We start from the raw sequence: 24,203 nt of genomic DNA, 5'->3' as shown, positions 1-24,203 counted from the left end.
CTAGGCATCGGCGGCGGCACGGGCCCGGCCCTCCCGGAAGAATTCCAGCAGGGCCTCCACCGTGCCGGCCTCGGCCCGGGAGCGTTTCGCGCCGAACGGTGCATTCCAGAATTCGCCGTGCCGCCGCGTCCACGGGCCGACATAGGCGTACGGCTGCGGATTCTCCCAATCCCCCGGCGACACACCGTAATTCACCTCGCCCACCGCGACCGACAGATCGAAGTGCTCCGGCCACAGCACCGGCTGTTCGGCCGCGAAACGCCGTAATGCGGTGTCCCCCACCGCGAACCAGTCGTGCACCGACACCGCCGCCTCGGTGTCCACCGCGAAGGGCTCGTCCGGGTCCATACCCGTACCTTCGCAATACAACCCGTCGGGCGGGCCGTCGGCCTCGAACCCGGCGGCGATGGCGAGTTCGGTATAGCTGCCGTGTAATCGGATTCGGCCCTGCGGCCAGACCAGATCGGGCCCGGTTACCGACACCGGCCACTTCACGCCGGTGAAACCACCCAGCACGATGCGCATGCGAATACTGCCGAACCGCCGATACTGCGGACCCGCGATGAGCAGTTCCGCCGCCGCGTGCATCGCGAACCGGGTGTCCTCATAGGTGATGTCGTCCACCTCGAAATCATCTCCGGCCGGACAGGTGGTTTGCTGGAAAACGGGCCCTGGCAAACAAAAGTGCGCCGCACCGGAAATCCGGTACGGCGCACGGGCGGCGAGTGCGCTAGCGCGTACTCGCCAGTGTCAACGCGCGTTATCGGTGCACGCCGACAGAATCACCTTGGCTCCGCGCGGCGATGCGGAACCGACGTCCGGGAACTTCGGCGCGCTGTTGCCCAGCACGTCGATGGCGCCCTTCTCGGCGTCTACCTTGGTGGCCGCCCACGCCCAGCCGAAGCGGGTGTCGGCGCCCTGTGCGACGGCGCCGCACGCGTTGGCGAAGTGCACGACGACCTCACAGTCGCCGCCACCGCACTTGCTGACGGCGGCGCCATCGGCACCGCCCCAGCTGCCATAGTTGACCGCGTATGCGACATTTCCGGTGCTCCGAGACAGCGCCAGGGCGCCGTACAGATCACCGGAAGCGGCCGTGAATCCCGGCGCGTCTTCCGCCGCGTTGGCGGGACCGGCGGCCATGATGCCCATCGCGGCCATCGAGGTGATGGCGAGGCCTATTCCGGCCTTGCGCAGCAACGACATTCGATACTCCCCGTGATGAATTATTGGAACGGGTCGAATCCTTGTCGAGGGACCCCATATTGTCCAATCCGGTCTTACCGGACGGAATCAAACGCGGCGCATTACCGAGACGACTTTGCCGAGCACAACTGCCTTGTCACCATCGATCACGTCGTAGGCGGGGTTGCGCGGCTCCAGATAGACATGGCCGTTACGCCGGCGATAGACCTTGACGGTGGCTTCACCGTCGATCATGGCCGCCACGATTTCCCCGGAGTGCGCCTCGCTCTCCTTGCGGATCACCACGATGTCGCCATCGCAGATGGCCGCGTCGATCATCGAATCACCGCGCACGCGCAGTCCGAACACGGTGCCGCGGCCGACCAATTCGCGCGGCAGCGACAGCACGTCATCGGTGTGCTCCTCGGCCAGGATCGGCGTGCCCGCCGCGATATCGCCGACCACCGGCACCGGAACCGAATCGCCGGAGGTCTGCTGCGGCGCGGCCGACTTGAGGAACAGCCGCACATCCATCGGACGGGTGACCGATTCGCTGCGGGTGAGGAATCCGCGATCCTCGAGCGCCTTCAAATGCTTCGATACCGACGAACCGGATTTGAGCCCGACCGAGTCACCGATCTCGCGGGTGCTGGGCGAATACCCGTGCCGCTGTACCCAATCGCGGATCGTGCAGAGAATCTGCTGCTGGCGCGGGTGCAGGCTGGAGGTGTCGAGGTGGGCGAACCCGTCGAAGTCGTCGTATCCGGTCACCCGCGCATCCTACGGTGCGGCGACGCGGTTGCTCGCCGACTGCGGCCAACGGTCCGCGTGTGTCGCCGCCGTGCACTAGTTTGGTGCGGTGAGTTGCGAATTCGTCGTACTACCGGCAGATTCCGTTGCTTCCGCCGATGAGGTCGAAGCGTATGCAGCCGCCAGCGGCGGCATTCCGGCGGTGAGTCTGGGCCCGGTACTGGCCGGGCTGTGGCGCTGGAATACCGAGATCCCGGTCTGGAACGGGCGCATCACGCTGGCCGCGGTGGGCGATTGCGTCCGGGTGACGGTGCCCGATCACGCGGCCTGGCGCGCGCTGCTATGGATCGAAGAACTCATCGCCGGAACCGAATTCGCGCTCTACGATCCGCGCGACGGCAGTCTGGCCGGACCGGAAATGCGGGACTTCCGCGTCAATGTCGGCGGCGCGCGGTATTTCAATGTGCTCACCCAGCGCCAATTGCACTCCTGGATACCGGAATTGACGACGGTCGCCCGCACACCCTTTCTGATTGTCCAGGAGCCGGATGATCCGGACACCTTCATCCAGACCTACCGGCAGCCGACCGGTGAATTCCTGCTGGAGTACCGCGACGGCGGGCATATGTTCAGCACCACCCTGGACAATCCGACGCGCATCGCCGACTACATGTGGGACTGGGCCGATGATCGCCGCAAGAACCTCGACAAACTGTTCTGGACCAAACGTCCCTGATTCCGGCGCGATTCAGTAGTAGAAGCACACCAGGCCGGTGCCCTCGGCCTGGCAGGTGCGCGCCCATTCGCGCATTTCCGCCACCGAGCCGCGGATGGAGTCATCGGTGAGCAGCTCCAGGTCGACGGCGTTCAACGTGTCCGCCATGGCATCGATGCGGTAGCCCTCCACGAAACCGATGCTCGGGAAGTCATCGATGGGCGGCAGGTCGATGGGCGCGCCGCCGAGCACCAGCTCCGCCGGATCGAACTCGACGCCGATATCGGCCAGCGCCTGCTCCACCATGGCGAAGTACCGGAATCGCATACCCGCCCAGTGCGCATTGCCGAGCAGCTTGCCGGAGTGATGGCACAGCACCTCGAGCGCATGCCCGTAGGTCGGCCCGAAATCCTGCTCCATCGGCTCGCCCAGCAGCAATTGCCGCATCACATCGCGCGGGGTGAGCCCGAGCTCCTCGGCCTCATCGAGCCGATCCAGCACATGCTGCGGCGTCGACCGCACCACGGCATCCGCGAACTCCTGGCCATAGGATCCGACCAACCGGATCCCTTCCAGGTCAACGGCATACGGGCTGACAATGTAGGACAAGGCTCCCCTTCCGGCGCGACGCGCACACCCTAACAGCACCCACCCGCCCGCCGCCGGGGTCGATATCACCCCGAGATCTGGAGGACGAACACCTCATTCCGATCCCGAGCCCGGAACGGCCCTGAGATGGGCGAATTCCTCGATCGGCACACCGCGGCGGCTACGATCGTGATGACGGGACCGGCGAGCTTTCTCAGCGGAGGCGGCATGCGGCATCGGATTCGAATCATCTTGGTAGCCGCGTGCTTTGCGATACCGGCGGCGGTCATACCGGTGGCGGCGCGGGCCGAACAGTCCGAGATCGTGAGCGTCCACATCGTCGACGATCGCAAACTGTCATTCCAGGTGTATTCGGCGGCCATGGGCAAGCCGATTCGAGTGGATGTGCTGCGGCCCGCGGATCGGACCCGGCCGCATCCGACGCTGTATCTGCTCAATGGCGCGTCCGGCGGATACGGCGGTAAGAGCTGGCAGGATCGCGCGCCCGAGGTCTTCGATTTCCTGGCGACCAAGGAGGTGAACGTCGTCCAGCCCATCGGCGGGATCGCCAGTTTCTACGGTGACTGGCGCGCACCCGATCCGGTGCTGGGCGTGAATAAATGGAAGACCTTCCTCACCGCCGAACTGCCACCGCTGATCGATAAAGCGTTGGGCGCCAATGGGATCAATGCGATCGCGGGCGTCTCCGGATCCGCCACCGCGGTATTGAACCTGGCCATCGCCGCACCCGGACTGTTCCGCGCGGTGGCGGCCTACAGCGGCTGCCCGCAGATCAGCGATCCGATCGGGCACGAATTCGTGCGCGTGGTGGTCGAATTCGTCGCGGGCGGCAATCTCGACAATATGTACGGTGCGCCGGACAATCCGCTGTGGGCCGAGAATGATCCCTACGTGCATGCCGAGAAGCTGCGCGGTGTGGGACTCTATCTCTATAGCGGCACCGGTGTTCCCGGTGGTTACGATGGGTTCAGCGACGAATTCCGCACCGGGGCGGATGTGGTGGACCATCTGATCGTGGACGGCGTGACCGAGGCCGCGACCGGCTACTGCACGCGCAATATGGTCGATCGGCTCCTCCAGCTCGGAATTCCGGTGACCTACGATCTGCCCCCGGACGGCGGACACGCCTGGCAGTACTGGCGGGATCAGCTGATCAAGAGCTGGCCGGTGCTGGCCGAGGGCCTCGGCATCGAGGCGTGAAACCCGGACGATAGTCCCACCGGTATCACTCCGGAGAGCTATTCCATGCCGTACCAACGGGTTACGGCGAACGAGAGATACGCCGATAGCTTCGGGGCATGACGACATCCGGCTTGGTTCCCGAGTCAGCTTCACGGACATCGCGACGCGGTGCCGACGGTGATTACGCCCGGCTACTGCGCCGGATTTCCGATGCGGGACTGATGGATCGGCGGCCCGCCTACTACGTTGCCCGCTTCGGACTCGTCGGGTTCGCGTTCATCGGCGGATGGGCGACGTTCCTGCTCGTCGGCGATTCGTGGTGGACGCTGCTGGTCGCCGGATTCATGGCGGTGGCGTTCGCACAGGTCGCGCTGGTCATGCATGATGTCGCGCACCGCCAGGTCTTCCGGCTGCGCAAACCGACCGAGCTGGTGGGACGGATTGTCGGCAATGCCGGAATCGGCCTGGGGTACGGGTGGTGGCAGGACAAGCACACCCGGCATCATGCCAATCCGAACCACGAGGATCTCGATCCCGATGTCGCACCGGACATTCTGGTCTGGTCGCAGCGGCAGGCGCGGTCCAGTCGCGGGATCGCCCGGATCGTCGGGCGGGCGCAGGCGTATCTGTTCTTCCCGCTGCTGCTGCTCGAAGGGCTGAACCTGCACCTGGCGGGCGTCCGCGCGCTCGGAAATCGATCGGTCAAACATCGCCGCATGGAGGGTGCCCTGCTGTTCACCCACTTCGCGCTCTATCTGATCGCGGTGTTCGCGGTGCTGCCCGCGGATAAGGGCCTCGCGTTCATCGCGGTGCATCAGGGCCTGTTCGGTCTCTATATGGGATGCATCTTCGCCCCCAACCACAAGGGCATGCCGACCCTGACCGGTGACGAGCGGCCCGACTACCTCCGCCGTCAGGTGCTCACCTCACGCAATGTGCGCGGTGGTGTACTGACCGATATCGCGCTGGGCGGACTCAACTATCAGATCGAGCACCACCTGTTCCCGAGCATGCCGACGCCGAATCTGCGGCATGCCCGGCTCATCGTGCGCGACTACTGCGCCGAAATCGGTGTGGCGTACCACGAGACCGGGCTGGTCTCGTCCTACCGCGAGGCGCTGCGGCACCTGCATCACGTCGGCGCACCGCTGCGACAGTCGGAAGTCAGCGCAGAAAGCTGACCAGGGCCGCCGCCACCGGGGCGGGATTCTCGACCTGGGGGTAGTGGCCGGTCGCCGGATCCTCGTCGAGGACGAGGACTCGCGCATCGGGGAGGCGTTCGCGCAACCGCGGCAGCACATGCGCACCGCTCACGGGATCGGCTGGGCCCCAGATGAATTGGATCGGACCCGGATAGCTCTCGAGGGCGGTGCGCCAGCGGTCGGAATGCGTGCGCCGCTCGTCGATATAGCGGAGCAGCCGGTGCTGTACTCGCTTACCGTTGTTCATCGTGGTGGACAGCCACATATCGTGCACGGCGTCATCGCTGACCGGTCGGCCGAACACCTCGTGCAGCGACCGGTGATACATCGGCTCGCTCGACAGATGTTGCAGCACCGCGCCCGCGGGTCCGTGGAGCAACCGTTGTATCCGGATCGGCCGGTGCAGGTCCGGATACAGACCGCCATTGAGGAATGCCGCCGCGGTAATGCGATTCGCGTTGCGGTGCAACAGTTCCTGAGCGACCGATACGCCGTAGTCGTGCGAGACCAGTGCGGTCTTGTCGATCTCGAACCGCTCCCACAGCTCCTCGATGATCGACGCCTGCTCGGTGAGCCGATAGTCGTATCGCGCGGGCTTGGCACTGGCCCCGAACCCGAGCAGGTCCAAAGTCGTTATCCGGCAACCGGATTCGACCAGCGCCGGGACGATCGGCGCCCAGTCGTGCGATGAGGTCGGAAATCCGTGCACCAGCGTCACGGGCCGCCCATCCACCGGACCGTCCTGCCGGTAGAAGATGTCATGCCCACCAAGCTGTATATGCCCGCCACCGGCGATCCACTCATCGAGCCGCATACGGTATGCCTACCACACGAAATCACCCCCACCGGATTCCGGCGGGGGTGATGACAGGCTGTCCGACTAGACGGTGAAGCCGAGCGCGCGCAGCTGCTCGCGGCCGTCGTCGGTGATCTTGTCCGGGCCCCACGGCGGCATCCAGACCCAGTTGATCTGCAGGTCCTCGACCAGACCGCTGCGCACCAGGGCATTGCGGGACTGGTCCTCGATCACATCGGTGAGCGGGCAGGCCGGGGAGGTCAGGGTCATATCCAGTTTGCAGATGCCGTCGGTGACGGTCATACCGTAGACCAGGCCCAGGTCGACCACATTGATGCCGAGCTCGGGGTCGACGACATCGCGCATGGCCTCTTCGAGGTCCTCGAGGAATGCGGCGTCCTCCGCGCTCAGTTCCTGCGGCGCAACGGTTTCGGTGGTCTCGACCACGGCGTCGGCGTCTTTCACCGAGCCGTCGGCCGGAGTTCCGGTGGTCTCACTCATCGTTCTTCTTCTCCCCGTTCGACATCGGCAGCTTGGTCTCCTCGGCGGAGGCGATCTGCACCACCGCGTCCTTGAACGCCATCCAGCCCAGCAGCGCGCACTTGACCCGCGCCGGGTACTTGGACACGCCCGCGAAGGCGATGCCGTCGCCGATCATGTCCTCATCACCCTCGAGGGTGCCGCGGCTGGAGATCATCTCGTTGAACGAGTCGACCACCTTGAGCGCCTGCTGCACCGGCAGGCCGATGACCTGATCGGTGAGCACTGAGGTGGACGCCTGGCTGATCGAGCAGCCCTGGCCGTCATAGGACACATCGGTGACATCGCCATTGTCGTCCAGCTGTACGCGCAGCGTGATCTCGTCACCGCAGGTCGGGTTGACGTGATGCACTTCCGCACCGAACGGCTCGCGTAGGCCGCGGTGGTGCGGGTGCTTGTAGTGGTCCAGGATCACTTCCTGGTACATCTGCTCCATGCGCATGATCTATGCAACTCCGAAGAAGCTCTGAGCCTTCCGCACCGCCGCCAGCAGCGCGTCCACCTCGTCGAGGGTGTTGTAGACGGCGAACGAGGCACGGGCGGTGGCCGGAACGCCGAGGCGGCGCATGAGCGGCCACGCGCAATGGTGCCCGACGCGGATCGCGACGCCCTCGTCATCGAGGATCTGGCCCACATCGTGGGCGTGAATACCGTCCACCACGAAAGATACTGCGCCACCGCGATTCAGGGTATCGGCCGGGCCGACAATGCGAACACCGTCAATCTTGGCGAGCCCCTCGAGCGTGGCGGCTACGAGCGAATGCTCGTGCGCCGCAACCGCATCCATACCGATGGCTTCGAGATACCGCACAGCGGCACCCAATCCGACGACCTGCGAGGTCATCGGCACGCCCGCCTCGAACCGCTGCGGCGGGGCCGCGTAGGTGGTGGCCTCCATGGTGACCGTCTCGATCATGGAGCCGCCGGTGATGAACGGCGGGGTCTCTTCCAGCAGCGCGTAGCGGCCGTACAGCACACCGACACCGGACGGGCCGAGCATCTTGTGACCGGAGAACGCGGCGAAGTCCACGCCGAGCTCCCGGAAGTTCACCGGCATATGCGGTACCGACTGGCAGGCGTCGAGCACCGTGAGCGCGCCGACTTCCTTTGCGCGACGCACCATTTCGGGCACATCGGCGATCGCGCCGGTCACATTGGACTGATGCGTGAACGCGACGACCTTGGTGGCGGGCGACAATTCGAGCGAATCGAGATCGATACGCCCGTCATCGGTGATGCCGTACCACTTGAGCGTCGCGCCCGTGCGGCGTGCGAGTTCCTGCCACGGAACGAGATTCGCGTGATGTTCGAGCTCGGTGACCACGATCTCGTCACCCGGTCCCACGTGGTACGGGAACCGGGAATCGGAGAACGCATAGGTCACCAGGTTCAGCGATTCGGTCGCGTTCTTGGTGAACACGATCTCGCGCGCGTCCACGCCGACGAAGCGGGCGATATCCGCACGCGCGTCTTCGTAAGCGTCCGTGGCCTCTTCGGCCAGCTGATGCGCACCACGATGCACCGCCGCATTGTGCTGGGTCAGGAAGGTGTGTTCCGCGTCCAGCACCGCCGTGGGCCGCTGCGAGGTGGCGCCCGAGTCCAAGTAGACCAGGGGTTTACCGTCTCGCACCGTGCGGCTCAGGATCGGGAAGTCGGCGCGGATGCGGGCGACGTCCAAAGCAGGCACCGTAGTGGTCATCAGCAGGGGCTCCTAAACAGCAGCAGCGGAGGTGAAGCGCACGTAACCGTTCGAGTCGAGTTCCTCGGCCAGCTCCTTGCCGCCCTCGGCGACAATGCGGCCGTTCACGAACACGTGCACGAAATCGGGCTCGATGTAGCGCAGGATGCGGGTGTAGTGGGTGATCAGCAGAATGCCGCCGTTCTCCCGCTCCTTGTACTTGTTGACGCCCTCGGAGACGATGCGCAGCGCGTCGACGTCCAGGCCGGAGTCGGTCTCGTCCAGGATGGCGATCTTCGGCTTGAGCAGACCCAGCTGCAGGATCTCCTGGCGCTTCTTCTCACCGCCGGAGAAGCCCTCGTTGACCGAGCGCTCGACGAAGCTGGGCTCGATCTCCAGCTCGGTCATGGACTCCTTGAGCTCCTTGACCCAGGTACGCAGCTTGGGGGCCTCACCGCGGACGGCGGTGGCGGCGGTGCGCAGGAAGTTCGAGACCGAGACACCCGGAACCTCGACCGGGTACTGCATGGCCAGGAACAGACCCGCGCGGGCACGCTCGTCGACGGTCATCTCCAGCACGTCTTCACCGTCGAGGGTGATCGAGCCGGAGGTCACCGTGTACTTGGGGTGACCGGCGATGGCGTACGACAGCGTCGACTTGCCCGAACCGTTGGGGCCCATGATCGCGTGCGTCTCACCCGAGCGCACGGTCAGGTTGACGCCCTTGAGGATCTTGATGGGCTCGCCGGACTCGTCGGGGTTGGCGACCTCGACGTGCAGGTCCTTGATTTCCAGGGTGGTCATCGAATTCGAATTCCTTTGCGGGATGGGAAGTATGGGTGATCAGACGCCGACGGCGGCGAGTTCGGCCTCGATGGCCGCCTCGAGCCGCTCGCGGACCTCGGGGACCGTGATCTTGGAGATGATCTCGAAGAAGAAGCCGCGCACGACAAGTCGCCGCGCCACCTCCTCCGGGATACCGCGCGAGCGCAGGTAGAACAGCTGCTCATCATCGAAACGCCCGGTGGCCGAGGCATGTCCGGCACCGACGATCTCGCCGGTCTCGATCTCCAGGTTCGGCACCGAATCGGCGCGTGCGCCATCGGTGAGCACCAGGTTGCGGTTGGCCTCGTAGGTCTCGGTGCCCTCGGCGGCCGCGCGAATGAGCACATCGCCCACCCACACCGTGCGCGCATCGGGCTTCTTCGAGGTCGGATCGCCCTGCAGCGCACCCTTGTACAGCACGTTCGACTTGCAGTTCGGCTCGGAGTGATCCATGAGCAGCCGCTGCTCGAAGTGCTGGCCGTCATCGGCGAAGTACACGCCGAGCATTTCGGCGTCGCCGCCCGGACCGGCGTAACGCACGGTCGCGGTCAGGCGCACCAGATCGCCACCGAGGGTGACATTGATATGCCGCAGGGTGGCGTCGCGACCCAGCTTGGCGTGATGCGCGACGGCGTGCACGACATCGTCGGCCCAGTCCTGGATGACGATGACATTCAGCTTGGCGCTGTCGCCGAGCACGAATTCCACGTTCTCCGCGTAGGTTCCGCTGCCGCGCTGGTCGATGACCACATTGGCGTGCGCGAAGTTGCCCAGGCGAATCTGGGTGTGACCGTAGGCGGTCTTGCCCTCGCCCGGACCGGTGACCGTGACGGTAACCGCCTCGGCCACTTCGGTTTCCGCGCCGACGGACACGATGGTCGCCTGCTCGAAGCCCGAGTACGCCTGTGCGGCAACACGATCGGTCGGGGTGCCGGCGACGCCGAGGCGCGCGTCGGTGCGATCGACGGTCTCGACGGTGACGCCCTCGACGGAGTTCACCTCGACGACGGCCTGCCCGTCACGAACGGCGGTGCCGTCGTGCAGTCCGCGCAGGCGGCGCAGCGGGGTGAACCGCCACGCCTCGTCGTGCGCCGAAGGCACCTCGAACGCGTTCACGTCGAACGAGGCGAAGACTTCGCCCTTGTTCAGCGCCGGAGGACGAGCCTCGGCAGCAACGGCTACATTCTCGACCGTCATCAGCCGACGGCTCCTTCCATTTGCAGTTCGATCAGGCGGTTGAGCTCGAGCGCGTATTCCATCGGCAGTTCCTTGGCGATCGGCTCCACGAAGCCGCGCACGACCATCGCCATGGCCTCGTCCTCGGTGAGGCCGCGGCTCATCAGGTAGAACAGCTGATCGGCCGACACCTTCGACACGGTCGCCTCATGACCCATGGTCACGTCGTCCTCGCGGATATCGACGTACGGGTAGGTGTCCGAGCGAGAGATGTTGTCCACCAGCAGCGCATCGCACTTCACGGTCGACTTCGAGCCGTACGCACCCTTGTTCACCTGCACCAGGCCGCGGTACGAGGCACGACCGCCGCCGCGCGCCACCGACTTGGAGATGATGTTCGAGGAGGTGTGCGGCGCCAGGTGCAGCATCTTGGCACCGGTGTCCTGGTGCTGACCCGCACCGGCGAACGCGATGGAGAGCACCTCACCCTTGGCGTGCTCACCGGTCATCCACACGGCCGGGTACTTCATGGTGACCTTGGAGCCGATATTGCCGTCGACCCATTCCATGGTCGCGCCCGCCTCGGCCTTGGCCCGCTTGGTGACCAGGTTGTAGACGTTGTTCGACCAGTTCTGAATGGTGGTGTACCGGCAGCGGCCACCCTTCTTCACGATGATCTCGACAACCGCGGAGTGCAGCGAATCCGAGCTGTAAATCGGTGCGGTACAACCCTCGACGTAATGCACGTAGGCGTCCTCGTCGACGATGATCAGCGTCCGCTCGAACTGACCCATGTTCTCGGTGTTGATGCGGAAGTACGCCTGCAGCGGGATATCCACGTGCACGCCCTTCGGCACGTAGATGAACGAACCGCCGGACCAGGTGGCCGAATTCAGCGCGGAGAACTTGTTGTCACCCGAGGGAATGACCGAGCCGAAGTACTGCTGGAACAGCTCCGGGTGCTCCTTGAGCGCGGTATCGGTGTCCAGGAAGATGACACCCTGCTTCTCGAGGTCCTCGCGGATCGAGTGGTAGACGACCTCGGACTCGTACTGCGCGGCGACACCGGACACCAGGCGCTGCTTCTCCGCCTCCGGGATGCCCAGCTTGTCGTAGGTGTTCTTGATGTCCTCGGGCAGGTCATCCCAGGTGGCGGCCTGCTTCTCGCTGGACCGCACGAAGTACTTGATGTTGTCGAAATCGATGCCGTCCAGGTCCGAACCCCAGTTCGGCATGGGCTTCTTCTCGAAGATGCGCAGCGCCTTCAGGCGGAAGTCGAGCATCCATTCGGGCTCGCTCTTCTTCGCCGAGATGTCGCGTACGACCTCCTCGGAGAGGCCGCGCTTGGCACTGGCACCGGCGACATCCTTGTCGGCCCAGCCGTACCCGTACGTACCAATGGAGGCAATGGTCTCCTCTTGGGACAGCGGCTGCACCTGGTCAGTCGTAGTCGTCATTCGGCACTCCTTCCGGAGTCGTGTGTAGAAGTCGTTGCGGGCTGGGCAACGTGGGGTTTTGCGTTTTTAGGGGTAAGCATCAGCGGCACATGCGTGGTGCACGCGCAATCGCCATTGGCGATGGTCGCCAGTCTTTGTACATGGGTACCCAGGATTTCCTTGAACGCCTCCAACTCGGCGGCGCACAATTCCGGAAACTCCTCGGCGACATGCGAAACCGGGCAGTGGTGCTGGCAGATCTGTACTCCCGCACCGACTTTCCGGGTGGAGGCGGCGAATCCGGCTTCGGAGAACGCGTCCGCGATCTCATCGGCCTTATCGGTGGTCGCCTCCGGCGTATGCCGCTCCAACTGTCCGATACCGGCGACAATCGCGGCGACCCGCTTGCGCGCGAATTCGACGATGGCCTTATCCCCGCCGATCTCGCGCAGCTGGCGCATCGCGGCGCCGGCCAGGTCATCGTAGGCATGGCCCAAACGGCCGCGACCGGTGGCCGTCAACTGGTATTGCTTGGCCGGACGACCACGCCCCTGCTGCTGCCAGGACGCCGATCGCGCGGCCCGCGCCTCACCCGATTCGATGAGTGCGTCCAGATGCCGCCGGACACCCGCCGGGCTGAGGCCGAGCCGTTTGCCGATGGCGGTCGCGGTGATCGGACCCTCCTCCAGCAGTAGCTTGATCACGGCCTCGCGGGTGTGGCCTTCACCGGCCGGTGCGGGCACAACAGCAGGCCGGGCGCCCAGCTGGCGCCCGGTTTCCGCCTTCGCGTTCCGCAAACCCACGGTTTTCACAACATCAGTGTGACGGAATTACTTCCCGCGTTCCAGTAAGGGTCACCTGACTTTGAGGGTGCCGGGGGTGTGAACCTTTGCACACCATCCACACGCGGTCCGACCGGCGCAAAGTTCGGCAATCTTCTGGCTACTCTCAAACCTGACCGATTGAGCAGACGGATCGACCCACAGGAGACACCCCATGGGACACGCGGTCGGCCAGTTCCTCAGCCATGCGGTGGGCGTAGCTATCAGCCCGCTCGCGCTGATAGCGGTGATTCTGCTGATCGCCACACCGCGCGGACGCTCGAACGCGGTGGCCTTCATGATCGGCTGGGTGCTCGCGATCAGCGGACTTTTCGTAGTGCTGCTGACGATCGGAATCGTGGCGGGAGCCGAACACAATGGGCAGCCCGGCACCTGGGTGGCGTGGTTCCGGCTCATTCTCGGCGTGCTGCTGGCGCTCATGACGCTGCGGCAATTGCGACTGGCCCGCGCGGAGAACGCGGGCATGCTGCCCGCGCGGCTGGCGCATCTCGAGCAGTTCCGGGGCGGGAACTGCCTGGCGCTGGGCGTGGTGCTGGCGCTGGCCAATCCCAAGAACGTCACGCAGATCGCCGCGGGCGCGGTGACCACGGCCGAATCCACCGCGCATATCGCCGGAAGAGTCGGCGCGGCACTGATTTTCATCGCCATCGCCTCGGCCGGGGTGCTGGTGCCGCTATCCCTGCACTTCGTGCGACGCGAGACCGCGACGGGCACCCTCGAACGCTGGAAGGAATGGACGGTGCGCAATCACTACGTGATCATGGCGGTGCTGTTCGCCCTGCTCAGCGCGAAATCACTGGGTGATGGCATCAGCGGGCTGGCGTAGCGGTTCAGGCGCGGACGGCGACCAGTTTGGTGGGTCCTTCCAGCAGGGCATCGATGGAATCGGACCACGGGACGACACTCGTGGTGACGATCGAGGGATCGAAACGGCCGGTCGCCACCAGATCGAGGATCTGCGGGATGGCCGGACGGACGTGGGCGCGGCCCGTATGGAAGGTGCAGCAGCGGGAGTACATGGCCAGCATGGGTAGTGCGACGTCCTTGGCCTGCACGCTGACACTAGTGCACCAGCCGTCGTTCGCGGTGGCGTTGACCGCGGCGATGAGCGCCTTGGCACCACCGGCGGCCTCCACCGTGATGGGGAAGCGGCCGACCCGGGTGTCGGGCTTACCCTCGATGACCTCCGCGCCGAATTTAGCTGCGATGGCGAGCCTTTCGGGGTCGGTGTCGAGGTAGACGGTGCGGGACGCGCCCAGCGCGACCGCGAGACCGGTGGCGTAGAGGCCGATGGAGGCGGCCGCGGGGCCGCCCAGAATCAGCACTTCCGCGCCCGGATCCACCGCCAATTGCGGTGCGACGGCGCGAAATCCGTCCGGAATATTGTCGCTGGCGCTTGCGACGGCGGCCGGGTCGACGCCCGCCGGGACGGGTACGAGCATGGCGTCCGCGTGCGGGATGAGCGCCAGATCCGCCCAGAGCCCGCCCCAGTTCAGGCCGCCCATGGGGCCCAGTCCGAAGGTGGACATGAGGGGGTGGGCGGTGCAGTTGCCGGTGCGGCCGCGCAGGCACGCGGGACATGCGCCACAGGAGATTTGGAAGGGGACGACCACGGTGTCGCCGGGACGCACGGTACGGACGTCATCGCCGACGGCGACCACCTCCGCGACGCCTTCATGACCGAAGGCGTACGGCCCCGGCAGTGGGAACCTGCCCTGTAGTACGGCGGGGTCGATGTCGCAGGTGGCCAGGGCGATCGGGCGGACGAGCGCCTGATCCGGGGAATCGAGGACGGGTTCGGGGCAGTCTTCCCAGCGCAGTGCGCCGGGGCCGTCGAGCATGAGTCGCTGCATGCTTCGATCATCCCTAGAACGATCGTTCTAGACAACCCCACCTAGGGTGAGTTCTGCTCCGCGACAGCGATTTCCGCCAGGCTCAATCGGATGAGCCGGGCCATGGCCGCCGACACCGTATGCAGCGGCTCCTGCGACCGCCGCACCCGCGCCAGCAGGGTCGCCCCCTCATAGGCAGCGACGACAGTGGTCGCCAGCTCATGCGATTCCGCCTCGGGCAGGCCCATTTCGGTGAGCAGCTCCGCGAAACCCGCTGCCATGGCATCGAATGCCGAAACGCACGCGGTGCGCACCGCCTCCACATCGCTGCCGCCGTCGAGCGCCGGAGTTCCGACCGGACAACCGTCGGTCCATTCCGAGACAGCGAGTTTCGCGGCCATGAAGTCGAACAGGCTTGCCGCCGTGCTGAACACATCAGCCGGGGCATCCTGAATCATGCGCCCCACCAGCAGTCCGGTCCCCGCGATGGCCGATACCGCGATCTCCTCCTTCCCACCCGGAAAGTGGTGGTAGATGGACCCGTACGGCAACCCGGCCGCCTCGCTCAGCTTCTTCAACCCGAACCCGTGATAGCCGTGCCGCGCCAAAAGCCCGGCCGCCGCCACCTCGATCCGCCGCTTCGACTCGGAAACCATGCGTCAAGCGTATGAGCGAGGTCCGACACCGGCAGCGCGAATCGATCCGAACCGGCACAGATCACTCAATTGTTTTGCACGATGCGCACTTTCGCAGACCGTGCGCCATCACCCGCCGTGCCGAACCACGCGGGGCCCGGCGGTGGGATACGCGGCCGCCATTCGGATCAAACGACAGGTCCGCCGCACGGGCATTCCGGTTCCGAGGGTTCGAAGGACAGCCTGGCGGTAGCCGCGGGACAATCGCCCTCGCCGCTCCGGGCGTGCACCGCGTCCCCGCGGGCGGGTTCACCACTCGGCACAGCCGGGCGATCAGAGTCCGGTGGTACCCGCCCTACTAGGCTTGACCACCGTGGCGGTAGCGGACGGCGCGGGGCGCAAGGTAATGGAGCTGGGTCGCCGGGTGCTGGGCCTGGACGTGCGGCCGTCCGACCATACGATCGCGGTGTTGCACACCAATGAGTCCGAGGTACCGGGGCTCGATCGGCGAGAAACGCTGCAGCTGATGCGGATCCGGTTGCTGGGGGCGACCGGGGTGGTCATCATGGCGATTTCGGCGCTGGGCGTGGGGGCGCAACCGGTACATCAGAATCCGACGTCCGGACTGCGGGTGCTGGGATTCTTCGCGCGGGCGCATACCTCGACGCTGGCCATGTGCATGATCGGCGCGACCCTGGTGGTGATGGCGTGGCTGCTGCTCGGGCGGTTCGCGGTGGGCGGCTGGGGCGGGAATCCGCGGCATCGGCTCACGCGATCGCAGATGGATCGGACATTGCTGCTGTGGATCATTCCACTCAGTGTCGCGCCACCCATGTTCAGCAATGACGTGTATTCGTATCTGGCACAGAGTGAAATCGCGGCGCGGGGATTGGATCCCTATCAGGTGGGGCCGGTCGACGGGCTCGGGCTCAGCAATGTGCTGACCAATAATGTGCCGAATATCTGGCGCGAGACGCCCGCGCCCTATGGGCCGCTGTTCCTGTGGATGGGTCGCGGTATCGCGGAATTGACCGGCAGCAATATCATCGCCGGGGTTTGGATGCACCGGCTGCTGGCGCTCGCGGGCGTGGCCTTGATCGTATGGGCGCTGCCCCGGCTGGCTCGGCGCTGTGGAGTCGCGCCGGTCAGCGCGCTGTGGCTGGGTGCGGCCAATCCGCTGGTGCTGTTCCACCTGGTCGGCGGCGTGCACAATGACGCGATCATGCTGGGACTCATGCTCGCCGGATTGGAATTCTGCCTGCGGGCCATTGAGGATTCGCCGGTATTCGACAGGAATGCCTGGGCCACGCTGATATTCGGTGCGGTCGTCATCACGCTGTCGTCATCGATCAAAATCACCTCGATCGTCGCGCTCGGTTTCGTCGGAATGGCGCTCGCCCGGCGCTGGGACAATGGCATTCGATCGGTGCTGCTGGCCGGTGCCATATTGGGCGCGCTCGCCATTGCCACAACGGCTTTCGTCAGTGGCTTCAGCGGGCTCGGATTCGGCTGGGTGTACACGCTGAATCAGGCCAGTACCGTGCGCAGCTATCTGTCGCTGCCGACCGCGGTCAGCATCATCACCGGATTCGGCGGCGTACTGCTCGGACTCGGCGATCACACCACCGCACTGCTCGATCTCATTCGCCCGATGGCCGAGATCGTGGCCGGGTTCGTGATCATCCGCATGCTCGTGGCCACCTGGACCGGCCGCCTCAATCCCATCGGCGCGCTCGGTGTCGGCCTCGGCGCGCTGGTGCTGCTGTTCCCGGTGGTGCAGCCCTGGTATCTGCTGTGGGCGATCGTTCCCCTCGCCGCCTGGGCGAACCGGCCCGCGTTCCGCGTGCCCGCCGTGGTGCTCTCGGTGGTGGTGAGCATGATCGTCATGCCGCGCGGTGCGGACTTCTATGTTTTCCAGATCGTCGAATCCGCCATCGCCACCGTGCTCGTGGGCGTGCTGTTCATTTTCCTGACCCGGAATGTGCTGCCGTGGCGCAATCAGCCGGGGGTGTCGGCTCCGTCACAGCGACCCACGGCTTACGGTGTCTCATCGTGACCGCAGCCTCCGAACCCGCCGTCAGAGTCGACGGCGTCGTCAAACGCTTCGGCGATACCACCGCGGTCGACGGCCTCAGCTTCGAACTGCAACGCGCGCAGGTGCTGGCGCTGCTCGGGCCCAATGGCGCGGGCAAGACCACCACGACGGAAATGTGCGAGGGTTTCGTCGCCCCCGATGCCGGAACCGTGCGCGTGCTCGGGCTCGATCCCATCGCCGATTCCGACAAACTGCGCCCGCGCATCGGTGTCATGTTGCAGGGCGGCGGAGCGTATCCGGGTTCGCGCGCCGGGGAGATGCTGGATCTGGTCGCCTCGTATTCGGCGAATCCGCTCGATCCGAACTGGCTGCTCAAGACACTCGGTTTGCAGGACGCGCGCCGCACGCCGTACCGCCGCTTATCGGGCGGTCAGCAGCAGCGGCTGGCCCTGGCCTGCGCCCTGGTCGGACGGCCCGAAATCGTCTTCCTCGATGAGCCGACCGCCGGATTGGACGCGCAGGCAAGGCATTTGGTGTGGGAGCTGATCGACGCGCTGCGCCGCGACGGGGTGAGCGTGCTGCTCACCACCCACCTCATGGATGAGGCCGAACAGCTCGCCGATCAGCTGGTCATCATCGATCATGGCCGCATCGTCGCCCAGGGCACGCCCACCGAGGTGACCTCGCACGGGGCCGAAGGCCGTCTGGCCTTCACCGCCCCTCCGAATCTGGACCTCGAACTGCTGGCCCAGGCGCTGCCGGAAGGCTTCACCCCCAAGGAATCCAGTCCGGGCTCCTATCAGCTGCACGGCGATATCACCCCGCAGGTGCTGGCCACCGTGACCGCCTGGTGCGCGCGAATCAATGTGCTGCCCACCGATATTCGCATCGACCAGCGTCGCCTGGAGGATGTCTTCCTGGAACTGACCGGACGGGAAATCCGCGGATGACCGAGACCACCAACCGCTTCGCACCCGGGACGTTCGCCCCCGCGCCGCAGCCCACCACGCGCGCCAAGATGCTCATGGCGCAGACGCGCATGGAGCTGATCCTGTTGCTGCGCAATGGCGAACAGCTGTTGCTCACCATGTTCATTCCGATCACGCTGTTGATCGGCCTGACGCTGCTGCCGATGAGCGGACTGGGCGAACATCGGGTCGATCGCGTCGTGCCCGCGGTGATGATGGTGGCGGTCATGTCCACCGCGTTCACCGGACAAGCCATCGCCGTGGGCTTCGATCGCCGCTATGGCGCGCTGAAACGCCTTGGGGCGACACCACTCCCCCGCTGGGGCATTGTGGCGGGCAAATGCTCGGCCGTGCTGATCGTGGTGGTGTTGCAGTCGATCCTGCTGGGGGCCATCGGATTCGCGCTCGGCTGGCGGCCGTCGCTGGCCGGTTTGGCGCTCGGCGCGGTCGTCATCGCCTTGGGCACAGTCGCTTTCGGGGCGCTGGGACTGCTGCTCGGCGGCACCCTCAAGGCCGAAATCGTACTGGCGCTTGCCAATATCCTGTGGTTCGTCATGCTCGGCACCGCCAGCCTGGTCTTCATGTCCGATGATCTGCCGAACGCGGTCAGCCTGATCGCCCGGATCATCCCGTCGGGCGCGCTGTCCGAATGCCTGGAACAGGCGCTGCGCACCAGCATCGACTGGTACGGGCTCGCCGTACTGGCCGCCTGGAGCGCGGTCAGCGGCTGGCTCGCCACCCGCTTCTTCCGCTTCGACTAGCGACGACGACACGCTGTAGTAGGCCGCGTGCGGGGAGCGAACGCGGCCCCGCTACCATCGACGGGTGCTAGCTCGCGCCTTCCAGCGATTCGCCGACCTGTTCCCGTTGCCGTCCCTGCGGGCGCAGCGCATCATCGCCTTCGCGGTGATCGTGTCCCAGGCCGGAATCGCGGTGACCGGAGCCATTGTTCGAGTCACCGCCTCCGGACTCGGCTGCCCGACGTGGCCGCAGTGCTTCCCCGGCAGCTTCGTGCCGACCGCGGTGGCCGAGGTGCCGGTGCTGCATCAGGCGGTCGAATTCGGCAATCGCATGCTGAGTTTCGTGGTGACGCTGTGCGCGGCGCTGGTGGTCATCGCGGTGACCCGGGCGCGGCGGCGGCGCGATGTGCAGATCTACGCCTGGCTGATGCCCGGTGGCACCGTATTGCAGGCGGTCGTCGGTGGTATCACCGTGCGCACCGGACTGCTGTGGTGGACGGTCTCGGTGCATCTGCTGGTGTCCATGTTGATCGTGTGGGTGTCGGTGCTGCTGTACGCCAAGGTGTGCGAACCCGATGACGGCATCGAGGTCGTACGGGTGCCCAGACCGCTGCGCCTGCTGACCGTGTTGAGCGCGATCGCGCTGTCCGGCACGCTGGTCGCGGGCACGCTGGTCACGGGTGCGGGTCCGCACGCCGGTGACAAGAGTCTGGAGCGGCCGGTGGAACGGCTGCAGGTCGAGGTGGTCACGCTGGTGCATCTGCACGCCGAACTCCTCGTCGCCTATCTGGCCCTGCTCGTCGGCCTCGCCTGCGGCCTCGCGGCGATCGGGATGAACAAGGCGATTCGCGATCGCATGATCGTGCTGCTGGTGCTGGTGTGCAGTCAGGCGCTGGTCGGCCTGGTGCAGTACTTCACCGATGTGCCCGCCGCGCTGGTGGCGATCCACGTCGGTGGCGCGGCCGCCTGCGTCGCCGCGACTGCCGCGCTGTGGGCCGCCATGCGCACCCGGGAATCGGTCACCGCCGAGGTCACCGAACCGGCGACACAGGCCGCCTGACAGCGCGATTCGATGCCTGCCCGCTGAACTTCGCCGGGTAGATCATGACCTCCGAAGCCGAGTCGGGCTGACACGGCCCAACTCGGGTCGGCGCGGCTCAGCGCGCGTCGGCCACGGCGATTCTGCCGCTGCCCAGGAAACGGGTGCGCTCGATCGGCATATCCAGGCCCTGCGCCGCGGTGAGCAGGTCGACGTCCATGGTGACGTCGAATCCGCTCTTACCCAACAGTTTTGCGAGGCTCTCCGGCCCCCAGGAGGATCGGAAGGGCTCATCGGCCATCGGGTTTTCGCGACCGGTCAGGGTCAGCAGCCGCTGAACCGCCCTGCGCCCGAACGCATTCAGGCGCGAATGCGTCGCATAGGTGACTATCAATCGACTGCCGGACGCACTGTGCTCGCCGACAATCGCGACGGTGGCCGCCACCTGATCCGGGGTGAGATAGGGAACGACACCCTCCCAGATCCAGGTGGTCGAAACGGCGGCATCATGGCCCGCGGTAGCGAGCGCAGCACCGAGCGAGTCCTTGGCGAAGTCCACGGCCACGAAGTGCACCGCACCCGCCAGCGCGGTCCGCTCCCCCAGCCTTTCTCGCTTCTCCTGTTGTGAGGCAGGCTGATCCACCTCGAACACCGTGGCGTCCGCGAGCTCCTTCATCCGCCAGGCGCGCGCGTCCAGGCCCGCGCCGAGAATCACCAGTTGCGGATTGCCGCGATCGCGCACCGCGTCATCGATGGTGACGGTCCGCGCGGCGAGGATTTCCGAAGTGCCAGCGACCAATTCGAACTCCATACGCGGCCCGAGCGCGCTCGGCATCTCCCCCGCACGCACGGTCGCAACGAGTTCCCGCTCACTCTCGCTGAGCAGTTCCAGCGCAATCGGATCGGAAAAGCGCCCCATCGCCAATCGCCCATCCGCCACCGCGCGGCCCTGGCATACCAATACCGCGGTCCGACTTGCCTTGCGCTCGGCCATGCGGGTCATTATTCAGCAGGTGTCGGGAAGGCGGCATGCCGGACGCGCGAGTCTTCCGACGCGCGGGTACGCGGTTTCGGCCCTAGCCTTCTCCCGGGCGGGAAAGATCGAAAGGGTTGACCACCATGAATGTTGCGCTGTGGATCGTCGCGATCGTCTTGGGGCTGGCGTTCACCGCCGCGGGCGTGGCCAAGAGTACGCAGTCCAAGGAGAAACTGAACGAGAAGATGCCGTGGGTGGAGGATGTCTCCCCGAATACCCTGCGGCTCATCGGGATTACCGAATTCCTGGGCGGGCTCGGGCTGATCCTGCCCGCGTGGACCGGCATCGCTCCGGTGCTCACCCCGATCGCGGCGAGCGGTATCGCCCTCATCATGGCCCTCGCGGTGGTCGTGCACGTGCGCCGCAGGGAGTACGTGGCGCTGCCGATCAACGCGGTGATGTTCGCGCTGGCGGTGTTCGTGGCGTGGGGGCGATTCGGCCCGTACGCGTACTGATCATCCATTCGACGGCGACCAGGATCCAGGCGGCGATCGCGAAGGCCAACAAGGCTTTTCCGAGCGCGTGCAGCCACGGGACCTCGAGTACCGCGCCGGTGGACAGCGTCGCCACAGCGGTCATGCCCAGTGGGAAGACGGTGGCCCAGCGGCGAACGTCGTAGCCCGGACGGTAGCGCATGATCTCGGCGACGCACAGCACCACGTAGGCGAGCAGGGTGACGGTGAGCAGTATCGCGGTCACCACACGTAATGTGTTGTGCGGGTTGCCGGTCCAGTGTGGCCAGGCGGCTAGTTTGGAGGCGGCCAGCGTCGAGATCGCCACGGCACCGGCCGCCACCCACTGATCCCCCGCGCCCTTCCAGATCTGGGTGAAGTCGAAGTGCGTGAATGCCGCCGCGTACAGGATCAGTCCGAGGATGAAGAACACCAGCGCGGCGGGCATGAGCCAATCGGCCACATGCGCCAGTGCGAGCGTCGAGCCGAGGACGGCGAGGCCCTGGGTGGATACGCACACCAGGAATGCCGCGCCCGGCATCCGCCGATTCCAGTGCCGGAGCACCGAAACCAGCAGTACCGGCCAGACGGCGGCCGCGAGTACGAGCAGCGCCACGGCCATCGCGTGCCAGCCCAGCAGGGCGATTCGGGTACCGAGGACCGTGGTGGCCGCGATCGCGGTCAACGCGGGCGGGGTATCGGATTCGGTCTCCCAGCGCGAGTGATCCCACAGCAGCCGGGTGGCGAAATCCACGGCCAGCAGCACCCAGACGACGCCCGCCACCGCGAGCGCTATTCGGGACAGCGTCTCGAAGTCGGTGAGATGCAGTCCGACCGACAGGATTCCGGTGGCGATGACGAACGCGCCCGCTGCCGGAGGCATCTCGGTCCAGGCGGGTCGCTGGGTCATGCGCTCATCACAACCGGAGCAGCAGCACTAGTCAAGCAAACGCGCGGCTATCCGATCAGCCGCATGCGGGCGAGCTCTCGCCAACCATCCGCACCACCAAGCAAGCCCACGACAGGCTGATCTTCCATTGGCCATCGTCCGCGACGAGCGGAAAGACCGATCGAGACTTTCCCAAGGGTGAGTCCGACGCAGTGGTGGCAGAAAGCGCCTGCCCGATCCTGGTTACCTTCTCGACCTGAAACCTGGTGAAGAACGATCCGACCCGAATGAGCAGATCCGGATCTTTCGCACCGCCCTGAACAGTCAGAGGGCGCTGCGCCGCCGGAACGTTCGGGTCGAAGCTCTGCCGCAATTGCGAGTTCAACTCATCGACAGAGGGAACAGCCGGCGTTGGTGCGGTCCAATAACCGGCACCCTCGCCCTGCAGCCCTGGATACAAGGCGGCCACGATATGCATCCAGACCTCATCGGCCGGAGCCCCGAACGTACTAGGCGGAATCGTGTACTGGTTCACCGCGACCGCAACGGTGAGCTTTCGTTCCGGCAGATAGCGAACCTTGGTCGTATAACCGGGCACCGCACCCTCGTGCCCTAGCCACCCGTTGGTCACTATCAGTCCGAGCCCGTACGGCAGTTCCGCGTCCGCTGCGGCGTCCTGGACCCGGGCGCGCTCGCGGAACGTCTCGGGTCGCAGCAGATCACCACGACCGAGCTTGCTGGCGTACTCAGCGAGATCCGAGATGGTCGATACCATGGATCCCGCCGCACCGAACAGCGCGGGCGTGGTGCGTGCGGTGACATCGGTCGGGTTCTCCTCGAAGTAGGAATAACCGTGGCTCACCGGATCGGGCATGACACCGTCTACCGGATAACGAGTTTCACGCAGTCCGTAGTCGGCTGCGAGACCGTTGAGCACGTCCCGGACGGGTCTACCCGACACCTTCTCCAGCACCAGACCGAGTAGGTAGTAGTTCGAATTCGAGTAGACGGTATGAGCGTTCGGTGGCATCGCGCGATCCGGGTTGTCGATGATCGCGCGCAGATAATCGCCTTCGCGCCATTCGGTGGCGGGTGTCTTCCGATAGAGCTGCTCGTTCTGCGCAGCAAGTCCATCGAGCCGCCAGACGCCGCCGCGCATATCGAGCAGATCCCGCAGCGTGATTACATCGCCATAGGGGATGTGATCGACGTACCGGTCCAGGCGATCATCGAGCGAGAGCTTGCCCTCGTCGACGAGCCGGAGCACGGCCGTGGCGGTGAACGTCTTGGTGACACTGCCGATTCGCACCGAGTCATGAACGCTCGCGGGGCGACCGGTGGCGAGATCCGATACCCCGTACGCGTGCACGTAGGAGCCCCGCTCCGGATCTATCACCGCCACCATCACCCCGGGAATGAGGGACGCCGCCATGCTCGAAGCGACGATCTCATCGATCTTGCTTACCAATTCCGTTGGTAAGTAATGGGTTTCGTCTCCATCACCGCGGCCGCATCCCACCACGACCGTCGTCAGCACCAGCGCCGCGACGCAGGCACGGCTGAATCTGCCGATCAGACTGCTATTCAAGATATCCCGCCCCCAGGTAGATCGAACGGGACGAGCTTACCGGGTATTCGCCT

At 65.7% G+C, this 24,203-nt stretch carries 26 protein-coding genes; 9 read left to right on the top strand and 17 right to left on the bottom strand.

Annotated features, from left to right (window positions below; all coding sequences use genetic code 11):
* The 3 genes from ACFC4D_RS09480 to lexA all read right to left on the bottom strand — a co-directional run bounded on the left by ACFC4D_RS09480 (nt 1) and on the right by lexA (nt 1,956).
* Entirely contained in the window at nt 1-624 is a 624-nt protein-coding gene (locus tag ACFC4D_RS09480; RefSeq protein WP_376062366.1) for a hypothetical protein, read from the bottom strand.
* 126 nt (nt 625-750) lie between these two features.
* Complete coding sequence (locus ACFC4D_RS09475; RefSeq protein WP_364635815.1) at nt 751-1,206, bottom strand: DUF4189 domain-containing protein; 456 nt, start codon at nt 1,204-1,206, stop codon at nt 751-753.
* Nucleotides 1,207-1,293: 87 nt separating this feature from the next.
* Nucleotides 1,294-1,956, bottom strand: coding sequence for a transcriptional repressor LexA (gene lexA / locus ACFC4D_RS09470; protein ID WP_375953189.1), 663 nt, complete (start codon nt 1,954-1,956; stop codon nt 1,294-1,296).
* 88 nt (nt 1,957-2,044) lie between these two features.
* On the opposite strand from lexA, the gene ACFC4D_RS09465 reads away from it, so the two are divergent.
* Nucleotides 2,045-2,671 carry a hypothetical protein gene (locus ACFC4D_RS09465; protein WP_364635821.1) on the top strand — a complete coding sequence of 209 codons (627 nt, stop codon included), beginning with the start codon at nt 2,045-2,047 and terminating at the stop codon, nt 2,669-2,671.
* A 12-nt stretch (nt 2,672-2,683) separates the two neighbouring features.
* Here ACFC4D_RS09465 and ACFC4D_RS09460 read toward each other — a convergent pair whose 3' ends face one another.
* Nucleotides 2,684-3,211 carry a hypothetical protein gene (locus ACFC4D_RS09460; RefSeq protein ID WP_375953191.1) on the bottom strand — a complete coding sequence of 176 codons (528 nt, stop codon included), beginning with the start codon at nt 3,209-3,211 and terminating at the stop codon, nt 2,684-2,686.
* 255 nt (nt 3,212-3,466) lie between these two features.
* Here ACFC4D_RS09460 and ACFC4D_RS09455 point away from each other — a divergent pair, with 255 nt between their 5' ends.
* Complete coding sequence (locus ACFC4D_RS09455; protein WP_376062365.1) at nt 3,467-4,459, top strand: alpha/beta hydrolase; 993 nt, start codon at nt 3,467-3,469, stop codon at nt 4,457-4,459.
* Between the two features lie 98 nt (nt 4,460-4,557).
* Nucleotides 4,558-5,622 (top strand): fatty acid desaturase family protein, encoded by a 1,065-nt coding sequence (locus ACFC4D_RS09450; protein WP_375953194.1) that lies wholly within the window; start codon nt 4,558-4,560, stop codon nt 5,620-5,622.
* Here ACFC4D_RS09450 and ACFC4D_RS09445 read toward each other — a convergent pair.
* From ACFC4D_RS09445 to ACFC4D_RS09410, 8 genes are all read right to left on the bottom strand, one after another.
* Nucleotides 5,606-6,457 carry an alpha/beta fold hydrolase gene (locus tag ACFC4D_RS09445; RefSeq protein ID WP_376062364.1) on the bottom strand — a complete coding sequence of 284 codons (852 nt, stop codon included), beginning with the start codon at nt 6,455-6,457 and terminating at the stop codon, nt 5,606-5,608. The two genes, ACFC4D_RS09450 and ACFC4D_RS09445, sit on opposite strands and share 17 nt — an antisense overlap.
* Before the next feature lie 66 nt (nt 6,458-6,523).
* On the bottom strand, nt 6,524-6,940 hold the full coding sequence (locus ACFC4D_RS09440; RefSeq protein WP_375953198.1) for a metal-sulfur cluster assembly factor: 417 nt from the start codon (nt 6,938-6,940) through the stop codon (nt 6,524-6,526).
* On the bottom strand, nt 6,933-7,421 hold the full coding sequence (gene sufU, locus ACFC4D_RS09435; RefSeq protein ID WP_364635840.1) for a Fe-S cluster assembly sulfur transfer protein SufU: 489 nt from the start codon (nt 7,419-7,421) through the stop codon (nt 6,933-6,935). Before sufU ends, ACFC4D_RS09440 begins: the two co-directional genes overlap by 8 nt.
* 3 nt (nt 7,422-7,424) lie before the next feature.
* On the bottom strand, nt 7,425-8,678 hold the full coding sequence (locus ACFC4D_RS09430; RefSeq protein ID WP_376062363.1) for a cysteine desulfurase: 1,254 nt from the start codon (nt 8,676-8,678) through the stop codon (nt 7,425-7,427).
* Nucleotides 8,679-8,690: 12 nt separating this feature from the next.
* Nucleotides 8,691-9,461 carry a Fe-S cluster assembly ATPase SufC gene (gene sufC / locus ACFC4D_RS09425; protein WP_364635846.1) on the bottom strand — a complete coding sequence of 257 codons (771 nt, stop codon included), beginning with the start codon at nt 9,459-9,461 and terminating at the stop codon, nt 8,691-8,693.
* 39 nt (nt 9,462-9,500) lie between these two features.
* The gene (gene sufD / locus ACFC4D_RS09420) at nt 9,501-10,679 is read right to left on the bottom strand and encodes a Fe-S cluster assembly protein SufD (protein ID WP_375953202.1); all 1,179 of its coding nucleotides are present in this window, start codon (nt 10,677-10,679) and stop codon (nt 9,501-9,503) included.
* Nucleotides 10,679-12,115 carry a Fe-S cluster assembly protein SufB gene (gene sufB / locus ACFC4D_RS09415; protein ID WP_376062362.1) on the bottom strand — a complete coding sequence of 479 codons (1,437 nt, stop codon included), beginning with the start codon at nt 12,113-12,115 and terminating at the stop codon, nt 10,679-10,681. Before sufB ends, sufD begins: the two co-directional genes overlap by 1 nt.
* Nucleotides 12,112-12,906 carry a helix-turn-helix transcriptional regulator gene (locus ACFC4D_RS09410; protein ID WP_376062361.1) on the bottom strand — a complete coding sequence of 265 codons (795 nt, stop codon included), beginning with the start codon at nt 12,904-12,906 and terminating at the stop codon, nt 12,112-12,114. The genes sufB and ACFC4D_RS09410 overlap by 4 nt, the downstream gene beginning before the upstream one ends.
* Nucleotides 12,907-13,090: 184 nt before the next feature.
* Between ACFC4D_RS09410 and ACFC4D_RS09405 the strand changes: the two genes are divergently transcribed.
* Nucleotides 13,091-13,762, top strand: a complete 672-nt coding sequence (locus tag ACFC4D_RS09405; protein ID WP_375953208.1) for a GAP family protein — start codon at nt 13,091-13,093, stop codon at nt 13,760-13,762.
* Nucleotides 13,763-13,766: 4 nt separating this feature from the next.
* On the opposite strand, the gene ACFC4D_RS09400 is transcribed toward ACFC4D_RS09405, so the two are convergent.
* Both ACFC4D_RS09400 and ACFC4D_RS09395 read right to left on the bottom strand, forming a co-directional pair.
* On the bottom strand, nt 13,767-14,789 hold the full coding sequence (locus tag ACFC4D_RS09400; RefSeq protein WP_376062360.1) for a zinc-binding dehydrogenase: 1,023 nt from the start codon (nt 14,787-14,789) through the stop codon (nt 13,767-13,769).
* A 41-nt stretch (nt 14,790-14,830) separates the two neighbouring features.
* The gene (locus ACFC4D_RS09395; protein WP_375953211.1) at nt 14,831-15,424 is read right to left on the bottom strand and encodes a TetR/AcrR family transcriptional regulator; all 594 of its coding nucleotides are present in this window, start codon (nt 15,422-15,424) and stop codon (nt 14,831-14,833) included.
* A gap of 352 nt (nt 15,425-15,776) precedes the next feature.
* Here ACFC4D_RS09395 and mptB point away from each other — a divergent pair, with 352 nt between their 5' ends.
* The 4 genes from mptB to ACFC4D_RS09375 all read left to right on the top strand — a co-directional run bounded on the left by mptB (nt 15,777) and on the right by ACFC4D_RS09375 (nt 20,206).
* Nucleotides 15,777-17,459, top strand: a complete 1,683-nt coding sequence (mptB, locus tag ACFC4D_RS09390) for a polyprenol phosphomannose-dependent alpha 1,6 mannosyltransferase MptB (RefSeq protein WP_376062359.1) — start codon at nt 15,777-15,779, stop codon at nt 17,457-17,459.
* Nucleotides 17,456-18,388: an ABC transporter ATP-binding protein gene (locus ACFC4D_RS09385; RefSeq protein WP_375953214.1), complete on the top strand. Its 933-nt coding sequence runs from the start codon at nt 17,456-17,458 to the stop codon at nt 18,386-18,388. Before mptB ends, ACFC4D_RS09385 begins: the two co-directional genes overlap by 4 nt.
* Nucleotides 18,385-19,167: an ABC transporter permease gene (locus ACFC4D_RS09380; RefSeq protein ID WP_375953216.1), complete on the top strand. Its 783-nt coding sequence runs from the start codon at nt 18,385-18,387 to the stop codon at nt 19,165-19,167. The genes ACFC4D_RS09385 and ACFC4D_RS09380 overlap by 4 nt, the downstream gene beginning before the upstream one ends.
* 64 nt (nt 19,168-19,231) lie before the next feature.
* Nucleotides 19,232-20,206, top strand: coding sequence for a heme A synthase (locus ACFC4D_RS09375; RefSeq protein ID WP_376062358.1), 975 nt, complete (start codon nt 19,232-19,234; stop codon nt 20,204-20,206).
* 97 nt (nt 20,207-20,303) lie between these two features.
* On the opposite strand, the gene ACFC4D_RS09370 is transcribed toward ACFC4D_RS09375, so the two are convergent.
* Entirely contained in the window at nt 20,304-21,179 is an 876-nt protein-coding gene (locus ACFC4D_RS09370) for a class I SAM-dependent methyltransferase (protein WP_376062357.1), read from the bottom strand.
* A 125-nt stretch (nt 21,180-21,304) separates the two neighbouring features.
* Here ACFC4D_RS09370 and ACFC4D_RS09365 point away from each other — a divergent pair, with 125 nt between their 5' ends.
* Nucleotides 21,305-21,676 carry a DoxX family protein gene (locus ACFC4D_RS09365; RefSeq protein ID WP_376062356.1) on the top strand — a complete coding sequence of 124 codons (372 nt, stop codon included), beginning with the start codon at nt 21,305-21,307 and terminating at the stop codon, nt 21,674-21,676.
* Here the strand turns inward: ACFC4D_RS09365 and ACFC4D_RS09360 are convergent.
* Nucleotides 21,609-22,583: a tellurite resistance/C4-dicarboxylate transporter family protein gene (locus ACFC4D_RS09360; RefSeq protein WP_376062355.1), complete on the bottom strand. Its 975-nt coding sequence runs from the start codon at nt 22,581-22,583 to the stop codon at nt 21,609-21,611. The genes ACFC4D_RS09365 and ACFC4D_RS09360 overlap by 68 nt on opposite strands.
* A 55-nt stretch (nt 22,584-22,638) precedes the next feature.
* The gene (locus ACFC4D_RS09355; RefSeq protein ID WP_376062354.1) at nt 22,639-24,150 is read right to left on the bottom strand and encodes a serine hydrolase domain-containing protein; all 1,512 of its coding nucleotides are present in this window, start codon (nt 24,148-24,150) and stop codon (nt 22,639-22,641) included.
* Nucleotides 24,151-24,203 lie beyond the last annotated feature (53 nt).

Origin of the sequence: Nocardia sp. NPDC056000, from assembly GCF_042269265.1 — a bacterium.
Classification (GTDB): domain Bacteria; phylum Actinomycetota; class Actinomycetes; order Mycobacteriales; family Mycobacteriaceae; genus Nocardia.
Note: the sequence above shows the minus strand (reverse complement) of the source record. Positions and strands in the feature narration are given on the sequence as shown.

Bases quoted from the DNA above. Each gene is read 5' to 3' on its own strand.
- ACFC4D_RS09395 (WP_375953211.1), bottom strand. From the start codon at position 15,424: ATGGTTTCCGAGTCGAAGCGGCGGATCGAGGTGGCGGCGGCCGGGCTT.
- ACFC4D_RS09450 (WP_375953194.1), top strand. From the start codon at position 4,558: ATGACGACATCCGGCTTGGTTCCCGAGTCAGCTTCACGGACATCGCGA.
- ACFC4D_RS09475 (WP_364635815.1), bottom strand. From the start codon at position 1,206: ATGTCGTTGCTGCGCAAGGCCGGAATAGGCCTCGCCATCACCTCGATG.
- sufC (WP_364635846.1), bottom strand. From the start codon at position 9,461: ATGACCACCCTGGAAATCAAGGACCTGCACGTCGAGGTCGCCAACCCC.
- ACFC4D_RS09455 (WP_376062365.1), top strand. From the start codon at position 3,467: ATGCGGCATCGGATTCGAATCATCTTGGTAGCCGCGTGCTTTGCGATA.
- sufU (WP_364635840.1), bottom strand. From the start codon at position 7,421: ATGCGCATGGAGCAGATGTACCAGGAAGTGATCCTGGACCACTACAAG.
- ACFC4D_RS09405 (WP_375953208.1), top strand. From the start codon at position 13,091: ATGGGACACGCGGTCGGCCAGTTCCTCAGCCATGCGGTGGGCGTAGCT.
- ACFC4D_RS09430 (WP_376062363.1), bottom strand. From the start codon at position 8,678: ATGACCACTACGGTGCCTGCTTTGGACGTCGCCCGCATCCGCGCCGAC.
- ACFC4D_RS09445 (WP_376062364.1), bottom strand. From the start codon at position 6,457: ATGCGGCTCGATGAGTGGATCGCCGGTGGCGGGCATATACAGCTTGGT.
- sufD (WP_375953202.1), bottom strand. From the start codon at position 10,679: ATGACGGTCGAGAATGTAGCCGTTGCTGCCGAGGCTCGTCCTCCGGCG.
- ACFC4D_RS09360 (WP_376062355.1), bottom strand. From the start codon at position 22,583: ATGACCCAGCGACCCGCCTGGACCGAGATGCCTCCGGCAGCGGGCGCG.
- ACFC4D_RS09380 (WP_375953216.1), top strand. From the start codon at position 18,385: ATGACCGAGACCACCAACCGCTTCGCACCCGGGACGTTCGCCCCCGCG.
- ACFC4D_RS09370 (WP_376062357.1), bottom strand. From the start codon at position 21,179: ATGGCCGAGCGCAAGGCAAGTCGGACCGCGGTATTGGTATGCCAGGGC.
- ACFC4D_RS09365 (WP_376062356.1), top strand. From the start codon at position 21,305: ATGAATGTTGCGCTGTGGATCGTCGCGATCGTCTTGGGGCTGGCGTTC.
- ACFC4D_RS09400 (WP_376062360.1), bottom strand. From the start codon at position 14,789: ATGCAGCGACTCATGCTCGACGGCCCCGGCGCACTGCGCTGGGAAGAC.
- sufB (WP_376062362.1), bottom strand. From the start codon at position 12,115: ATGACGACTACGACTGACCAGGTGCAGCCGCTGTCCCAAGAGGAGACC.
- ACFC4D_RS09440 (WP_375953198.1), bottom strand. From the start codon at position 6,940: ATGAGTGAGACCACCGGAACTCCGGCCGACGGCTCGGTGAAAGACGCC.